The sequence below is a fragment of the Gemmata palustris genome, from assembly GCF_017939745.1.
GTDB lineage: Bacteria > Planctomycetota > Planctomycetia > Gemmatales > Gemmataceae > Gemmata > Gemmata palustris.
In genome coordinates this window covers 4,619,089-4,633,332 of the sequence record NZ_JAGKQQ010000001.1, presented here as the reverse complement: position 1 = coordinate 4,633,332, position 14,244 = coordinate 4,619,089, and the positions used below count along the sequence as shown (strand labels likewise).

The 14,244-nt window shown below is 64.7% G+C and carries 12 protein-coding genes; 4 read left to right on the top strand and 8 right to left on the bottom strand.

The window, feature by feature from the left end; translation table 11 throughout:
• Positions 1 to 151: 151 nt before the first annotated feature.
• The 5 genes from J8F10_RS19070 to J8F10_RS19050 are packed head-to-tail and all read right to left on the bottom strand — an operon-like array spanning position 152 to position 3,891.
• Complete coding sequence (locus J8F10_RS19070; protein WP_210656323.1) at positions 152 to 1,156, bottom strand: tetratricopeptide repeat protein; 1,005 nt, start codon at positions 1,154 to 1,156, stop codon at positions 152 to 154.
• A 33-nt stretch (positions 1,157 to 1,189) separates the two neighbouring features.
• Positions 1,190 to 2,017, bottom strand: a complete 828-nt coding sequence (locus tag J8F10_RS19065) for an N-formylglutamate amidohydrolase (protein ID WP_210656321.1) — start codon at positions 2,015 to 2,017, stop codon at positions 1,190 to 1,192.
• 16 nt (positions 2,018 to 2,033) lie between these two features.
• The gene (locus J8F10_RS19060; protein WP_210656319.1) at positions 2,034 to 2,306 is read right to left on the bottom strand and encodes a hypothetical protein; all 273 of its coding nucleotides are present in this window, start codon (positions 2,304 to 2,306) and stop codon (positions 2,034 to 2,036) included.
• 5 nt (positions 2,307 to 2,311) lie between these two features.
• Entirely contained in the window at positions 2,312 to 2,557 is a 246-nt protein-coding gene (locus J8F10_RS19055; RefSeq protein WP_210656317.1) for a hypothetical protein, read from the bottom strand.
• Positions 2,558 to 2,586: 29 nt separating this feature from the next.
• Positions 2,587 to 3,891 (bottom strand): 3-isopropylmalate dehydratase large subunit, encoded by a 1,305-nt coding sequence (locus J8F10_RS19050; protein WP_210656315.1) that lies wholly within the window; start codon positions 3,889 to 3,891, stop codon positions 2,587 to 2,589.
• A gap of 471 nt (positions 3,892 to 4,362) precedes the next feature.
• On the opposite strand from J8F10_RS19050, the gene J8F10_RS19045 reads away from it, so the two are divergent.
• Both J8F10_RS19045 and J8F10_RS19040 read left to right on the top strand, forming a co-directional pair.
• Positions 4,363 to 4,542: a hypothetical protein gene (locus J8F10_RS19045; RefSeq protein WP_210656313.1), complete on the top strand. Its 180-nt coding sequence runs from the start codon at positions 4,363 to 4,365 to the stop codon at positions 4,540 to 4,542.
• Positions 4,543 to 4,908: 366 nt separating this feature from the next.
• Entirely contained in the window at positions 4,909 to 5,565 is a 657-nt protein-coding gene (locus J8F10_RS19040; RefSeq protein ID WP_210656311.1) for a class I SAM-dependent methyltransferase, read from the top strand.
• A 437-nt stretch (positions 5,566 to 6,002) separates the two neighbouring features.
• Here J8F10_RS19040 and J8F10_RS19035 read toward each other — a convergent pair whose 3' ends face one another.
• The gene (locus tag J8F10_RS19035; RefSeq protein WP_210656309.1) at positions 6,003 to 6,263 is read right to left on the bottom strand and encodes a head-tail connector protein; all 261 of its coding nucleotides are present in this window, start codon (positions 6,261 to 6,263) and stop codon (positions 6,003 to 6,005) included.
• 243 nt (positions 6,264 to 6,506) lie between these two features.
• A complete protein-coding gene (locus J8F10_RS19030) occupies positions 6,507 to 7,022 on the bottom strand; it encodes a hypothetical protein (RefSeq protein ID WP_210656307.1) in 516 nt (171 codons plus the stop codon).
• A gap of 523 nt (positions 7,023 to 7,545) precedes the next feature.
• Between J8F10_RS19030 and J8F10_RS19025 the strand changes: the two genes are divergently transcribed.
• On the top strand, positions 7,546 to 9,303 hold the full coding sequence (locus J8F10_RS19025) for a PDZ domain-containing protein (RefSeq protein WP_210656305.1): 1,758 nt from the start codon (positions 7,546 to 7,548) through the stop codon (positions 9,301 to 9,303).
• Between the two features lie 17 nt (positions 9,304 to 9,320).
• Here the strand turns inward: J8F10_RS19025 and J8F10_RS19020 are convergent, their stop codons facing one another.
• Positions 9,321 to 10,220, bottom strand: a complete 900-nt coding sequence (locus J8F10_RS19020) for an ABC transporter ATP-binding protein (RefSeq protein ID WP_210656303.1) — start codon at positions 10,218 to 10,220, stop codon at positions 9,321 to 9,323.
• A 459-nt stretch (positions 10,221 to 10,679) separates the two neighbouring features.
• On the opposite strand from J8F10_RS19020, the gene mfd reads away from it, so the two are divergent.
• Complete coding sequence (gene mfd / locus J8F10_RS19015) at positions 10,680 to 14,141, top strand: transcription-repair coupling factor (RefSeq protein WP_210656301.1); 3,462 nt, start codon at positions 10,680 to 10,682, stop codon at positions 14,139 to 14,141.
• The last annotated feature ends 103 nt before the right edge of the window (positions 14,142 to 14,244 follow it).

Below are 14,244 nucleotides of genomic sequence, written 5' to 3'. Positions count from 1 at the left end.
GCGGGAGGCACTACCGCCATTTACCGCTCAGCCAACATCGGGAAGCCTCTGCCCGCTCCCTTGCGGTCGCGGCTCGTTTGACGTGCTGCGACGATTACGCAGCGAGAGTGGCCGGTGGAATGCAGTGGACGGGACGTCCGCGATCCCAGGCTTATTGCGCCTTCGGTGGTTCTGTGCGGAACGGTTTTCGGGCTTTGTAGAGTTGCAGTCGCTTTTGCGCGTCCTCGTCGCACTTCTTCGCGTACCCGCGGTCCGTTAGCGCGAGTTCCTGCGCCTTCACCGCAGCGCTGAAATCATCGACTTCGGCGTGTGCCGCCGCGAGCGTATCGAGAAACCCGCCCTCGCGGTTGCCCGTTAGCTCGCACGCGCGTTTCGCGAATTTCACGGCCGCCTTACCGTCTCGAAATTCGGCACTCGGGCACGTCGCGCGCAACCACGCGGAGTTGTTCAGTGCCAGCGCGTCGTCCGGGGTGCCCGCGAGGACCGCGGCATAGTCCGCGTCCGCGCGTTTGTACTCGCCTTTCATCTCGTAAGCCCAGCCGCGGTTGAGTTGCGCCGGGGGGTGGCCGAGCTTCACGGCCTCGTCGAGATCCTTGATGGCCCCACCGAACTTGCCCAACTCCGCGAGCACCAACCCGCGGTTGCTGAGCCCGACGGCGCGGTTGGGATTGGGGCCGGGGCCGGGGCCGACCGGGGCCAACTTCAGGAACTCGTCAAAGTCCTTCACCGCGTCGTTGGGCTTGCCGAGGAGGTACTTCGCCCAACCGCGGAAGTTGTAGGCGTAGGCGTCCTTTTCATCGTCCTTGAGCGCCTTCGTGAAGAAGTCGATCGCGTCCGCGAGTGGCACGAGGCGCTCTTTCTCGACCCAGCACACGGTCCCGTCCGTGTCGAGTACCTGGACGCTGGTGTCCTTCTCGGCTTTCACGTCCCACGCCGCCGCGTAAAGCGTGCGGAACAGCTTCGTCGGTTCGGACGAACCGGGGCGGGCGGGCTCATAATAGGCACCGATCGGGTCCGCCTTTTTGGGCAGGACCGTCTTACCGACCCACGACTTGTCATCGCTCTTGGGTACCGGCGCGGCAAACGCGCCGAGTGCCCCGGTGGTAACGGCCACTCCGGTGGCGAGGGCCTCGCGGCGCGAAACGGGTGCGGTCACGGGCTTGCTCCCGGGTTCGGTTCACACGCGGTACTACTTCTTTTCGTCCTTCAGATAAGCATCGTAAAACACGCGAACCGATTCCGCGAGGTCTTTTGCGGTGGTCGCGTACTGCTCGCGTGCTCGCAGCTCGGTGCCGAGTTCGACTTGGATCGCGTCGATTGCGAACGCGGTGTGGCTGCCGTAGGTGGCGACGATGTGCCCGCCGGTGAACTGCGCTTCTTCCTTCGCGGTTTCCTCCGAGTCGCCCGGCGGGAGGATCTTGTAGCCGAGCTTCTCCATGCGGCCGAGCACGCTGTTCTTCCCGCGGATCGCGGCCATGCCCTCGCGGTCCTTGAGCAACTTCACCGTTTTGAGGTTCTGCGTGCCGCGGCAAATCGACCCCTGATGCACGCTCTGGCCGTGGATATCGAGCAGAATCCCGCGCCCGTACTTTTCCTTGACGGCCTTGCACGCCGCCGCGAGCGGGTCGTGGTACGCATCGTAGTACGGCTTCGCCTTATCGCTCTCGTAAGCCTGCTCGCGCGAGCGGTTTACGTCGAGGTGCTTGCGCTCGAACCGCGCGACGACGACCCACGGTTTGGCGTTCAGTGACTTCTCGATCTCGGCGACGAGTTTCTCGACCAACTCGGCCGTGTTCTCGTCGCGCACGGTCTGAAAATTGGTGAGTCCGGTCGCGACGCGCTCGGGGACGTCGGGGATTTTTTTGCGCCCGCCGTGCGGCGCCGAGATGATGACGGGCAGCGTGCCCTTTTGCACGCTCACGAAGTCCGCGGGTTTGGGAGCGTCCGGGGCGGCGGGTGTGAAGACCGCGAGGGCGGGGAAGAGCAACGCGGCCGCGGCAGAGAACGGACGCCCCATGAAGAGCCCTCGTCAATCAGTTGCCGGCTAACGTCGGGCGCCCCGTCGCCGTATCCCAAACGGTCAGCACGAAGACGCGACAATCGGCTGCAATCACTTCAAACTCGACACCTAATGGGGTGTACGTGTATTCGCGAACGGTGTCGAACACGACCCGACCGACGGTATCGGCATCAATGGCGAGCGATTGGTCGATGGCGTGCGAAGCGTCCGTGACCGCGGCGCGGTTCGCGGACGCCAACCAGATCGCGGCCAGTTCTTGTTCGGCGGCGGGGCGCCAATCGACCATGAACGTCACACCCTGCCCCCGCCGAGTTGGTTCAACCGGGTCATGATCTCGGCGAGCGATTTCCCGCCCCCCGGGTTCTTTCGGGCCTCTTCGCGCCGCTCCTCCACCTCCTCACGGGTGTACGGTGAGTGCGGGAATTTGACCGGTGTGCAGACGGCGATGACCGTGCCGGTTGCATCAACGATGTTCACCGGCCCGTCGGCCGCTTCGATCTGCTTCGCCATCTCCGCGTCGGCCAAAATCTGACTCACGGCTCATTCCTCCAGTGAAGCTCGCCCCATCATATCAGGTCGCGGCAATCCGCGATGGTGCCCGCGAGGGCGCTGGCGGCCACGGTCAGCGGGCTGGCGAGGAACACTTTTGCTTCCTTGTGCCCCATTCGACCAGGGAAATTGCGGTTCGTCGTGCTGATGCAACTGATGGGGGTGTTCAGCCGGCCGAAGGTGTCGCTCGGCCCGCCGAGGCACGCGGCACAGCTCGCCTCGCCGATCTTCGCGCCGGACGCCAGGAAGATGTCGCGGAGCGATTTTCCGCCGATCTTCTCGGTGTCCAAGCCGCGCGCGACTTCGGTCGTCGCGGGGACCACGAACGTGTCGATCTTCACGCTCTTGCCGTTCAGCAACTCGGCCGCGGCGCGGAAGTCGGTGAGCTTCCCACCGGTGCAGCTACCGATGTACGCGCGGTCGAGTTTCGTGCCCTTCACCTCGGTCACGGTCGCCTTGTTGTCCGGCGAGTGCGGCTTCGCGATCACCGGCTCCATCTTCGTCACGTCGTACACCTTCTCGAACACGAACTGCGCCCCGGGGTCGCTCTTCACCGCCTGGTACGGCTTCTGCCCGGCGTTCCGCTTGTTGACGTAATCAAACGTCACCTGGTCCGCCGCGATGATGCCGTTCTTCCCGCCGGCCTCGATCGCCATATTGCACAGCGTCATCCGCTCCTCGATGTTGAGCGCGTAAACGCCGTCGCCGTCGAACTCCATCGCGCGGTAGGTCGCGCCGTCCACGCCGATGTCGCCGATGACCGCGAGGATCAGGTCTTTGGCCATCAGATACGGCGGGAGGTTGCCGTGGAAGACGAACCGCATGGTGGGCGGCACTTTGAGCCACAGCTTACCGGTGCCCAGGACGAACCCCGCGTCAGTGTTACCGATGCCAGTGGCGAACTCGCCGAACGCGCCCGCGGTGCAGGTGTGGCTGTCGGTCCCGAGCAGCACTTCGCCGGGGCGGGTGTGGCCCTCTTCGGGCAGGGCGATGTGGCACACGCCCTTATACTTGTCCGTACCCACGTCGTAGAAATACTTGATGTCGTGCTCTTTCGCGAACTGCCGCAACACGTCGACGTTGCGGTTCGCCATCGCGTCCTGGGTGAAGATGTAGTGGTCCGGGATGAGGACGAGCTTTTCCTTGTCCCACACCTTCGCGTTCGGCCCGAACTCTTTCTTGAAGACGCCGAACGTGCCCGGGCCGCACACGTCGTGCGTCATGAGTACGTCGACGTTGGTCCAGACGTTTTCGCCGGGCGCGACGCTGCCCTTGCCGCTCGAGCGGGCCAGGATTTTCTCGGTCATCGTCATCGCGGACATCGCGGTAAACTCCCAAATGGAAGAGGCCTTACCAGTATTGTAAGGTATTTACCATCAGGAAGCCGGCCCGCTTTGCTCTCCAACTTATGTAGCCCGCGTCCGACCGACGTGCGGCGCGGGGTCGGGTCGATTTTACGTCTCGCGAGTGATACGCAGACGGTCACAGGACCGATCGCGTGCGAAGCACGGGAGAAACTGAATGTGGCGCATGAGTGGTAGGCCCACTGCTCGCGCTCTGGGGCGGGGCCGCAACGATATACGGCCTGATGCTACCGTTGGCCCCCGGAGTTTATGGGGTCAGTCAGATCGCCGTGATCGTGTTCGCCGGGTGCGCGTGCCTGATCGGTATGTGTCTCGCTGGTATGGGGGTCGCCAAATTGAGCACTTCATCGACCGGTTCGCCGCTCTGCGGGTCGCGCTCACGCGACCCGCAGAGCCATCTCCCCCTTCCTGATGGGGGGGGGCGTCGCGGTGACGGTTGGTACGCTCCTCATCGGCGTGACCGGGGCAATTCTCCTGTTCGGCGGCTGGCGCGAGACGCCCCCGGTCGGTGTGCTGTTCGCCAACAACGACTACCGCGACTCCCGAGCGAACGGGGTGATCCTGATCGGCTTCGAGGTCGGGTTCGGGAAGGCGTTCGACACGGGGTGAGGTTGGCTCCGCTCGCGAAACCGATCCGCCCCTCGGGGTTGACCAACGTCGCCAAGGGGCTGCGGTGCGCCTGTTGAGCCGCTTTCGACGATCTGGCCGAAAAACGCCCGGGCGGTAGTTTCGGGGACCGTTCGACCGGAGCCGGGCCATCATTCGGACACGAATCGTGTTGCAGGCGACCATTCACGGACGTAATGTGTGACCTCAATGCCGATTCGTGTTCCCAAAGGCGTTCGTCTGGGAAAGATCGGCTAAGATCACTTCCGGCCTAACATCACCTGGAGCCCGCCCGTGCCCATAGCCCTCCGCTCCGTCGTTCGTCGGGTACTTGGCCATTAGGCGCAATCGCTCCCGCCGCATGATACGATGGTGACCGCCGAATCATTACTCGTCGGCTTGGCGCGGGATGTGATCCTGCCTCGTCTTCCGGCGCCGGCTGCCGGACCGATGGGTGACCCCGACCTGTACGCGGCCTCGATCCCGGAACGGGTAGCTTTGGCCGCCCTCGTCATCCGGCACGGAGCAAAGCGGGTGTTCGAGATCGGCACATTCCGGGGCGTCACGGCACTGACGATGGCCGCTAACGGTGAGTCTGACGGAGTCGTGCATACGCTTGACCTTCCCCCCTCATTGACGCCCGCCGAGATCGCCGCCGGGCACTACATTGACCCCGCCAACGGGTTCGCACGGATGGCCGCCGCCGGGGCCGAGCGGCGAGTCGGGATCGCATTCGCGGGGTACGCCGGCCCCGGGCGGATCGAGCAGTTGTTCGGAAACTCTGCGGCGTTCGACTTCGGTCCGTATCGCGGCGCGTGCGACCTGTTTTTCGTGGACGGATCACACGAGTACGCCGCGGCCAAGACGGACACGGCGACGGCATGGGCCTGTCTGCGTCCCGGGGGCGCGCTCGCGTGGCACGACTACGATTGGCCTACGGTCCATCGGGCGGTCGCTGATTCCAAATTGGGCTCGCCCATTACGCTGATCAAATCCACGTCCCTGGCCTTCGCGCTGAAAATCTGAGGCTCGCAGCACCCCCTTCGCCGCTCCGACCGCGCGCGCCGCCGGCACCGCGTTCCGCGCCCACCTCCGTCCACCACCCGCCCACCTCGCCGGGCGGGGCGTAGATGTCGTCCGCGGTGATCCGCACCCGGGCGACGGGTGCAGTTCGGTGTTGCCGGTGTCCTTGTCGATGACGCGGGAGCGGCGGAGGGTCCGGGCGCAGCGGAACCACCCCGGCCCCAGGTACTCGCCGCTCATCGCGTCCAGGTGTCGCAGGTGGCGGAGACGACGCGCTGTGTGGCGGGGATCACGTCACCACCTCAGAACGGGCCGGGGTTCGCCCGGCGGAACAGGTGTACGGCCGCGAGGACGGTCAGCAGGGTGAGCAGTGGTGCCACGGGCGGCCTCCCGGAAACGAATCGGGCCGTCCCTCGCGCGAGGGGCGGCTCGCTGGCGAATCACCAGTAGGCACCGGTGCTCAGCAGGTCGAGCAACAGCTTGGCCCCCGACGGCATCCCCACCGCGGCCGGCATGTCGCCGCGGTTCTCGTACCAGTAGGCCAGGCATAGCAGGATCGCGGCCTTGGCGCTCTCCGGCACGGCCGCGGGTTCGCCGCCGGCCGTCAGTTCGATCGTCACGCTCTGTATCGCGCCGTACTGGGTCGCCGGCCGGTAGCGGGACGCGGCCGGCGCGATCAGTGGCGGGCTGTGGTCGAGCAACGTCTGGTACCCGTCGGCCGCGCAGCGTGCGCGTCACGCCGTTCGTGTCCGGGTGGGTCGCGCTTTAAGTCGTCCGGCGACAACCACCCGCGCACATGTTCTGGCTTGTCCACGATGAATTCTGCCAAATTCTGCGTGGTTCGACTCGATCGTTTGGCAATGTCGTACCGAACCACAGACGGCTTTTCCCGACTCGATTAGCTGGCCGATCTCGAGTGGACGTATCGGGCGCATTCGGTTCGGTCAGCGGGAGTTCTTGAGTTGCTTGATTTGTTCTCTCCAGGCCTCCGCGAACACTTTGTTCACGTTCCCCAACTCGATTCCCCGGTCCCGGATCTCGAGCGCCTTGATCGCGCCGTTGGCCAGCAGCATCCCGACGATCACCCAGATGAGGGCGCCGAAGAGTGCGCCGATGAACAGCGGACCGGTCGCGGCCTTCGGTAGCGCGTCCCAGAACACTCCGAGTGCGACGGCGACCGCGATCCACCAGAGCAGGCCGAGCCACACGAACAGTTTCCGGGCGCGCCAGTGCCCGCGGTGCTTCCCGCACATCGGTGCAACGACCCGCATCGTCCTGCGCATGACGAGGGCCATGATGATCCACGGTCCGAGGCCGAGGAGGATCAGGAACGTGACCCAGACCGGCATCCACGCGAACGTTTGCGGCACGTCGTGATCGGCCGGTCGCCCGCACCGCATGCACAGGCGCGGGAAGTATTCGCCGTGGGCCTCGTCCCTGAAAATGCGTATCCGCGCCATCTAACCCTCGCGTGCGTGTCCTGAACTGAGTATGGTTTGGACCAGGTTAGAGTCTCGGGGCGCGATCGTCACTCTGTGAATGCAAACGTGCCCGGCACGACGTGGAAGTAGGGCACGTGGACGAAGTCCACCACCGGTGTACCCCGCGAGCCAGCGCGCCTGAATCGCCCCGTTGCACGCCCGGGCGCCGGCCGCGATCGGCTCCATCTGATCACAGTCGACAGGGAGGGGCGCCCGCGCCGTAGGCTCGGCGGGTGCCGATTTCGTCCCACTGCTTGGCGAGTTCCTTCACGCCCGCCAGTTGCGCAGGCGCTAGTTCGCGTTTCGTCATCGGCTTTCCCGTCTTGAAATTGGGGCGAATTTTTGGACTAATTTTATACCGATAAAGATATGTTGTCGCATGATAATGTGAAAGATAGGTCCTGCATTTCCGTTCGTAACGAATGCACGCCAGCCCTTGCTTCTCCGGCCGCGCCGTGTTGAACTAAAGAGTGCATCCGCGCGTGCATTCAGGAGTCCCATCATGTTCCGTGCCGGGAAATGGGCCGCTGTTGTCGGGTTCGTGGGGGCCGCGGTGTGGCTCGGGTTCTCGCTCACCGCACAAGAACTGAAGCCGACCCCGACCGCGGACGCGAAGGGCACCGACCTGACCGCACTACGGGACGTGGTCACCGCTGCCACTAAGCGCGGCGAAAACGTGGACGAGGTCCGCAAGGCGCTCGAAGCCTTTGAGAAAGCACTCCCGACCATCAAGTCGGGCCGGGTGTCCCCGGAACTGCAAGCGCTCCGCGATGCGGTCGATGCCGCTGCGAAAAAGGGCGAGAACGTCGAGGCGGTGCTGAAGGAACTCGCTGCGGTCGAAGTCGCGATCACCGGGCGGTCGCTCGCGAAGCCGAGGCCGGAACCGCGCCCCGAGCTGCCGCCGAACCCGTTCAATAATCCCCCGGCCCTCGACCTCCCCCTCCCGGTCGTCCCGTTCCCCGATCCGGGCCGGATCGACCGGGATGCGGTCCAAAAGGCGATGGACCTGCGCATGAAAGCGCTCGAAATGCTGAAGGCGAACCCGGAGGCGCCCGAAGCCATGAAGCTGTTCATGGAAGCGAACGAACTGATGCTGAAGGCGATGCGGAACGGCGACGGGGCCGCGGTGCCTCTGTTCCCCGCGTTCCCGGACGCCGGCCGGGTACCGGATCGTGCCCGGTTCGGCATCCGCATGGAGAAGCTCACCGCGATCACCACCGAGCAACTCGGGATCGAACCGAACGTCGGGGTCGCGGTCGCCGCGGTCGTGCCTGACTCGGCCGCGGAGAAAGCCGGATTGAGGGTTCACGACATCATTCTCGAGTTCGCGGGCAAAGTCGTGAGCGACAACACCGACGACTTCGTCCGCCAAGTGAGCGCGGTGAGGGCCGGTGAGAAAGTCGATCTCGTTGTAATGCGTCGCGGAAAGAAGGTGGAGGTGAAGGGCGTCGTGCTACCGGATGTCGGGCGCCAACCGGTCCCCCCGCGCCTCCCCGTGCCGGTGCCCGGACTGCTCCCGGTTGCACCCAAGCTTCAACCGCTCCCGGTACCGAAGCTAGAACAGAAGTTTCAGAACCTGCAGCCGCTCGCGCCGATCGCCCCGCTGCCAAAACTGGAATCACTCACACCGCCACCGGCCAAGCCCGTGATTGACGGAGCACTCGTCGACATTCGGGCCGCGGATGAACCTAAAACCACGAAGCCGGATCTCGGTGAATTGCGCGCGGTGGTGGCGGCCGCGAACAAGCGGGGAGAGAACGTCGATACGATCCTCGCCGCCTTGACCGCACTCGAAAAAGCACTGGCGAAGGGTGCGGTCAAACCGGGCGACGCCCCAGCAGAACTGATCGAGTTGCGCGAGACCGTAGAACAAGCCGCCAAGAAGGGCGAGAACGTCGAGGCGATTGCGCGGGAACTCGCGCTCGTCGAAAAGACACTGACCGGGCGCGCCTACGAGCGGCCGAAGCCCCCAACGCCGCGGCGCGAACCCGTGCGCCCGTTCCCCCCGCGTGGCGACGGGTTCGGGCGCGGGGTCATCGTTACCAACACGATTGTCACCGTTACGAACGGCAACTTCACCATCAAGGCGAAGCAAAACGACGTGGCCTACGCCATCACGGGCACCACCGACGCGACCGGTGCGCTGAAGATCGTCATTGAGGACGGGAAGAAGACGGTCGAGGCCGACGACGTCAAGAAAGTGCCCGAGGGCTACCGCCCGATGGTCGAGCAGCTCCTCAAGGTGGTCAATCGGCGTTAAACGACCGGGACCCCGCGTTACTCTTGCGGATCGTACAACCGCACGCGGAGCGAGTTGTTCCGCAACGGGGTGTGCTCATACGCGCTCGGTAGCCCGGACACGCACGCCTCGGCCTCGAACGATTCCGTTTCAATTTCCGTTTCGGACTGTAGTTGCCCGTCGGCCAGCTCGAACACGCGGTCCGCGAAGGGCGTGAGGCGCGGGTCGTGCGTGACCACGAGGACCATCGCACCGTTTTCGCGCGCCGTTTCGGTGAGCAGGTTGATGACCTGTTCGCCGTTCTCCCAATCGAGCGCGCTGGTCGGCTCGTCGGCGAACACGAACGACGGGTTCTTCACGAGCGCGCGGCCGATGGCAACGCGCTGCTTTTCTCCACCACTCATTTCGGCGGGGCGCAGGTGCGCTTTTTTCGACAGCCCGAGTTGCCCGAGCACCCGATCCGCGCGACAGCGGGCCTCGCGCGCCGGGCACCCCTCGCCCCACTTCAGCACGATTTCCAGTTGTTCGCGCGCGGTCAGCGCCGGGAACAGGTTGTACCCCTGGAAGATGTACGAGCAGTGCCGGAGGCGGAACCGCTCCATTTCGTCTTCGCCCATCCGCCACACGTCCCGCCCGAGCGCTCCCACCGTTCCCGTGTCCGGGCGCAGCAACCCCGACAGCACCGCGAGCAGCGTGGACTTCCCGCTCCCGGACGGCCCCATCAGAAGGTTGAGTTCCCCGGGTTGGAAGTCGGCGGACACACCCTTGAGTGCGTAAGAGCGCGTTTCGCCGGACCCGAAGGACCGGAACAGGTCCACACCCGCGAGGGCCGGTTCGCGCCGGCAGATCACCGCGGGCGCGTCTTGAACGAGCGAAAGGCCCCCTCCGTCCGCTTCCCCTCGAAACAAGCGCCCCAGGTATCGGGAAAGTGGAATCATCGCGGCATCATCCTTGTGTCGTGTGTGGATTAGCTAATGTGGTGGGGCGGGTAGGTTGAAGCCGGCGATACGCGCCGGTTCAAGGAGGAGAGGTGCTCGAACTCCTTTCGATGGTCAGTGGGATCGGCATTCCGGCCCGCGCGTCTCGCGTTAAGTCACGCGGATTGGGGCGAATCGATCCGAGATCGAGTTTTCGGCTCATTCGGAGGGTGGCAGCGATCAGGACTTTTATGCAACTCGAAACGACTCTTGGCAACCCATTAACCCTATTTAACCGACATTACTCCCCGGCCCAATTGCGGCAATTCTGGCGGAATGGGCGTGTTTCGTCCACTGAAGCCCACTGCCTTCAAGTACGGTGATAGCCTTCACTTACGCACATGAAATCGGGCGGGGGTGTCGGGCTGTTCACGGGTCGCTGCCGTGCGGTAATAGAATGGGCGGTTCAAGGAGAATTTCATGACGACGGCGGCCCCCGCAGCGCCGGCGGATGCCGGTTTACGCGCTCTACCCGGCCTCCTGGAAAAGACGGAGGGGTGGGCTGAACTGCGCGCCGCGCTCGTCTCGGGACGGAGCGGAACCGTGGACGGCGCCTGGGGGTCGTCCGCGGCGCTCGCGGCCGCCACCCTCGCGACCGAAGCGCCCGGCACACTGCTCGTGGTGGTTCCCAACCCTACCGACGTCGAACCCTGGCGGGAAGACATCGCGTCGTTCACGGGCACGCGGCCCGCGGTGTTCGAGGCGTGGGAATCGTGGCCGGTGGCTTCCAACAAGGGGAAGCTCGACCCAACCACGACTTCGCGCTTGCGGTTGCTCCAACAACTCATGTCGAGCGCGCCCAAAATCGTCGTCTGCGGCGTCGCGTCGGTGTGCCAGCCGGCGCCCGAACGTGCGGACCTGGCCGCGCGGGGGCGCACGATCACCGTAAACGAGATCGTGGAGCCGAGCGAACTGGCGGAGTGGCTGGTCACGAGCGGCTACAAGCGCGTGGACGCGGTCGAGTACCCGGGCGAGTTCAGCCGCCGCGGGGGGATCTGCGACGTCTACCCGCCGGATGCGCCCGACCCGTACCGGTTCGAGTTCTTCGGCGACGAAGTAGAATCGATCCGCAGCTTCGCGGCCGGTTCGCAGCGGAGCCTGGAGAAGAAGAACAGCGTCGTACTGTTGGGAATAGAAAACGACCCCTCCCCAACCCCTCCCCTAAGCGGAGAGGGGCTTAAAACCGAAGACGGTTCTGCTCCCCCTTCCTTCTTAGGGAAGGGGGTTGGGGGGTTAGGTTCTTCCCGGAGCCGTCCCCGCGGGCACCTTGCGGACTACCTCCCGCCCGATTCGTGGGTCGTACTCGTCGAACCGCGTGAACTGAAGGAGCAGGCCAAGCACTTCCACGAGCGCGTCGCAACGACGGATGGGCTGCACTCGCCGGAACAGGCGTTCGCACAGTTGATGAAGCTGCCCAGTGTAGTTCTCTCTGCGCTGCCGCGGCCCAGTGTGGAGGCGTCCGTTCACCTGCGCGTCGAGTCGGTGAACCGATTCAGTGGTAGCGTGCATCGGGTGCGCGACGAACTCGATTCGATCGCCCACAACTCGTCCGCGCGCGTGCTGATCGCGTGCCAGAGCGAGGCGGAGGTCCACCGGCTCACGGAGGTGCTGAAGGCGGGCAAGCTCGCGGAGTCGCACCGGCTCCAGCTCGTGACGGGCCACGTCCGCGGCGGGTTCCGTCTGGTCGAGAGCGGGACCATCGTTCTCGGTAGCCACGAGATCTTCCACAAGGATCTGCTACCGCCCGGCGTGAAGGCTCAAACGCGCTCCAGCCGACAAATCGAGTCGCGCGCGATCGACTCGTTCCTCGACCTCAACGACGGGGATTACGTCGTCCACGTCGCCCACGGGATCGCCCGGTTCCGTGGGATGCACATGCTCGAAAAGGCCCGGGGGCAGGACACCGAGTTCGGTGAAGAGAGCGCCGAGCTAAGTTCGTCCCGAAGGGCCGAGTCCCGAGCCGGTCCCGCGACGGAAGAGCACCTCGTGCTCGAGTTCCGCGACGGGATGTTCCTCTATGTTCCGGCCACGCGCATCGACCTCGTGCAGAAGTACGTGGGCGGGTCGCAGACGGAACCGGCGCTGAGCAAGCCCGGCGGGACGGCGTGGGGGCGCAAGAAGGAAAAAGTCGCCGAAGCCGTGCGCGACATGGCGGCCGAGATGATTAACATCCAGGCCGTCCGGCAAGCCGTTCCGGGGCACCAGTTCCCGCCCGATTCCGACTGGCAGAAGGAGTTCGAGGCCGCGTTCCCGTACCAGGAAACGCCGGACCAACTTTCCGCCATCTCCGAGGTGAAAGGCGACCTGGAAAAAACGAAGCCAATGGACCGGCTCATTTGCGGCGACGTCGGGTACGGCAAAACCGAGGTCGCGATCCGGGCCGCGTTCAAGACGGTCGATAGCGGCAAGCAGGTCGCGATCCTCGTACCCACAACGGTACTCGCGGAGCAGCACTACCGCACGTTCACGCAGCGGTTCGCCGAGTACCCGTTCATCGTCGATGTGGTGAATCGTTTTAGGGGTGGGGCCAAACAGAAAGAGACGCTGAAGAAGCTCGCGACCGGCGAGGTGGACGTGATCGTCGGCACGCACCGGTTGCTCTCGAAGGACGTGAAATTCAAAGACTTGGGTCTGGTCGTGATTGATGAGGAGCAGCGGTTCGGGGTCGAACACAAGGAGCGCCTCAAGCACCTGCGCGCGATGGTGGACGTGCTCACAATGACCGCGACGCCCATTCCGCGCACGCTGCACGCCTCGCTGCTCGGCATCCGCGAAATCAGCAACCTCGAAACGCCCCCCGCGGACCGCCAACCCGTGGAAACGCACATCACGCGCTGGGACGACAAGCTCATTCGCAACGCGATCCTGCGAGAAATGAACCGCGGCGGACAGGTGTACTTCGTTCACAACCGCGTGCAGGACATCTTCGACATCGCGACGAAAGTGCGGATCTTGGTCCCGGAAGCGAAGGTGACCGTCGGGCACGGGCAGATGGACGCGCACGACCTCGAAAAAGCGATGGTGGGCTTCGTGCGCAAGGACGCCGACATCCTGGTCGCGACCACGATCATCGAGAGCGGGCTCGACATCCCCAACGCGAACACCATCTTCATCAACGACGCGGACATGCACGGGCTTGCGGACCTGCACCAACTGCGCGGCCGCGTCGGGCGGTCGAAGCACCGCTCGTATGCGTACCTCATTGTGAACCCGCTGAAGCTGCTGAACCCGACGGCCCAGCGCCGGTTGAAGGCGATCGAAGAGTTCACCGAGTTGGGCGCGGGCTTCAAGATCGCGATGCGCGACTTAGAGATCCGCGGGGCCGGGAACATTCTGGGGGCGGAGCAGAGCGGGCACATCGCGGCCATCGGCTACGAACTGTACTGCCAGCTCCTCGAGAACGCGGTGCGGGCGCTCAAGCAACAGGCGCCAAAGGTCTCGGTAGAAGTCACGGTCGATTTGCCGTGGCCCGCGTACTTGCCGCGCGACTACGTTCCGGGGCAGAAGTTGCGCATCGAGGTGTACCGGCGGCTCGCGCGGCTCCGCGACCCGGCGAAGCTCGCGGACTTCCGGCAGGAACTCCGCGACCGCTACGGCCCCCACCCGGACCCGGTCGAGTGGCTACTCCGCACGACCGAAATTCGGCTCCTGTGCGTGAAATGGCAGGTCGCGAGCGTTCACCGCCACGATCACAATCTGGTGTTCACGTACCGCAACGCGGACCGCGCCAAGCAGCTCGTTGCCGCCAGCAAGGGGCGGCTCAAAATTGTGGATGAGAAAAGCATCTACCTGCGTCTCACCGCGGGCGACGCGGATAATCCCGAAGGGTTGTACAAGCTGCTGTTGAGCGTGCTGAAGCCGACACAAACCGCCGGGGCGTGAGACCAGATTCCTTGGATTGTGTGACGCAGAACAGGCACCAAAAGTGCTTCACAGAAACGATTTAAGAGGGTCCGAACCCTCGTCGGAGCAACCGGGCTACGTA

Excerpts from the sequence above, each read along its gene's own strand:
- J8F10_RS19065 (WP_210656321.1), bottom strand. The coding sequence starts at position 2,017 with ATGGGGCGTCCGTTCTCTGCCGCGGCCGCGTTGCTCTTCCCCGCCCTC.
- J8F10_RS19060 (WP_210656319.1), bottom strand. The coding sequence starts at position 2,306 with ATGGTCGATTGGCGCCCCGCCGCCGAACAAGAACTGGCCGCGATCTGG.
- J8F10_RS19050 (WP_210656315.1), bottom strand. The coding sequence starts at position 3,891 with ATGTCCGCGATGACGATGACCGAGAAAATCCTGGCCCGCTCGAGCGGC.
- J8F10_RS19040 (WP_210656311.1), top strand. The coding sequence starts at position 4,909 with ATGGTGACCGCCGAATCATTACTCGTCGGCTTGGCGCGGGATGTGATC.
- J8F10_RS19030 (WP_210656307.1), bottom strand. The coding sequence starts at position 7,022 with ATGGCGCGGATACGCATTTTCAGGGACGAGGCCCACGGCGAATACTTC.
- J8F10_RS19025 (WP_210656305.1), top strand. The coding sequence starts at position 7,546 with ATGTTCCGTGCCGGGAAATGGGCCGCTGTTGTCGGGTTCGTGGGGGCC.
- J8F10_RS19020 (WP_210656303.1), bottom strand. The coding sequence starts at position 10,220 with ATGATTCCACTTTCCCGATACCTGGGGCGCTTGTTTCGAGGGGAAGCG.
- mfd (WP_210656301.1), top strand. The coding sequence starts at position 10,680 with ATGACGACGGCGGCCCCCGCAGCGCCGGCGGATGCCGGTTTACGCGCT.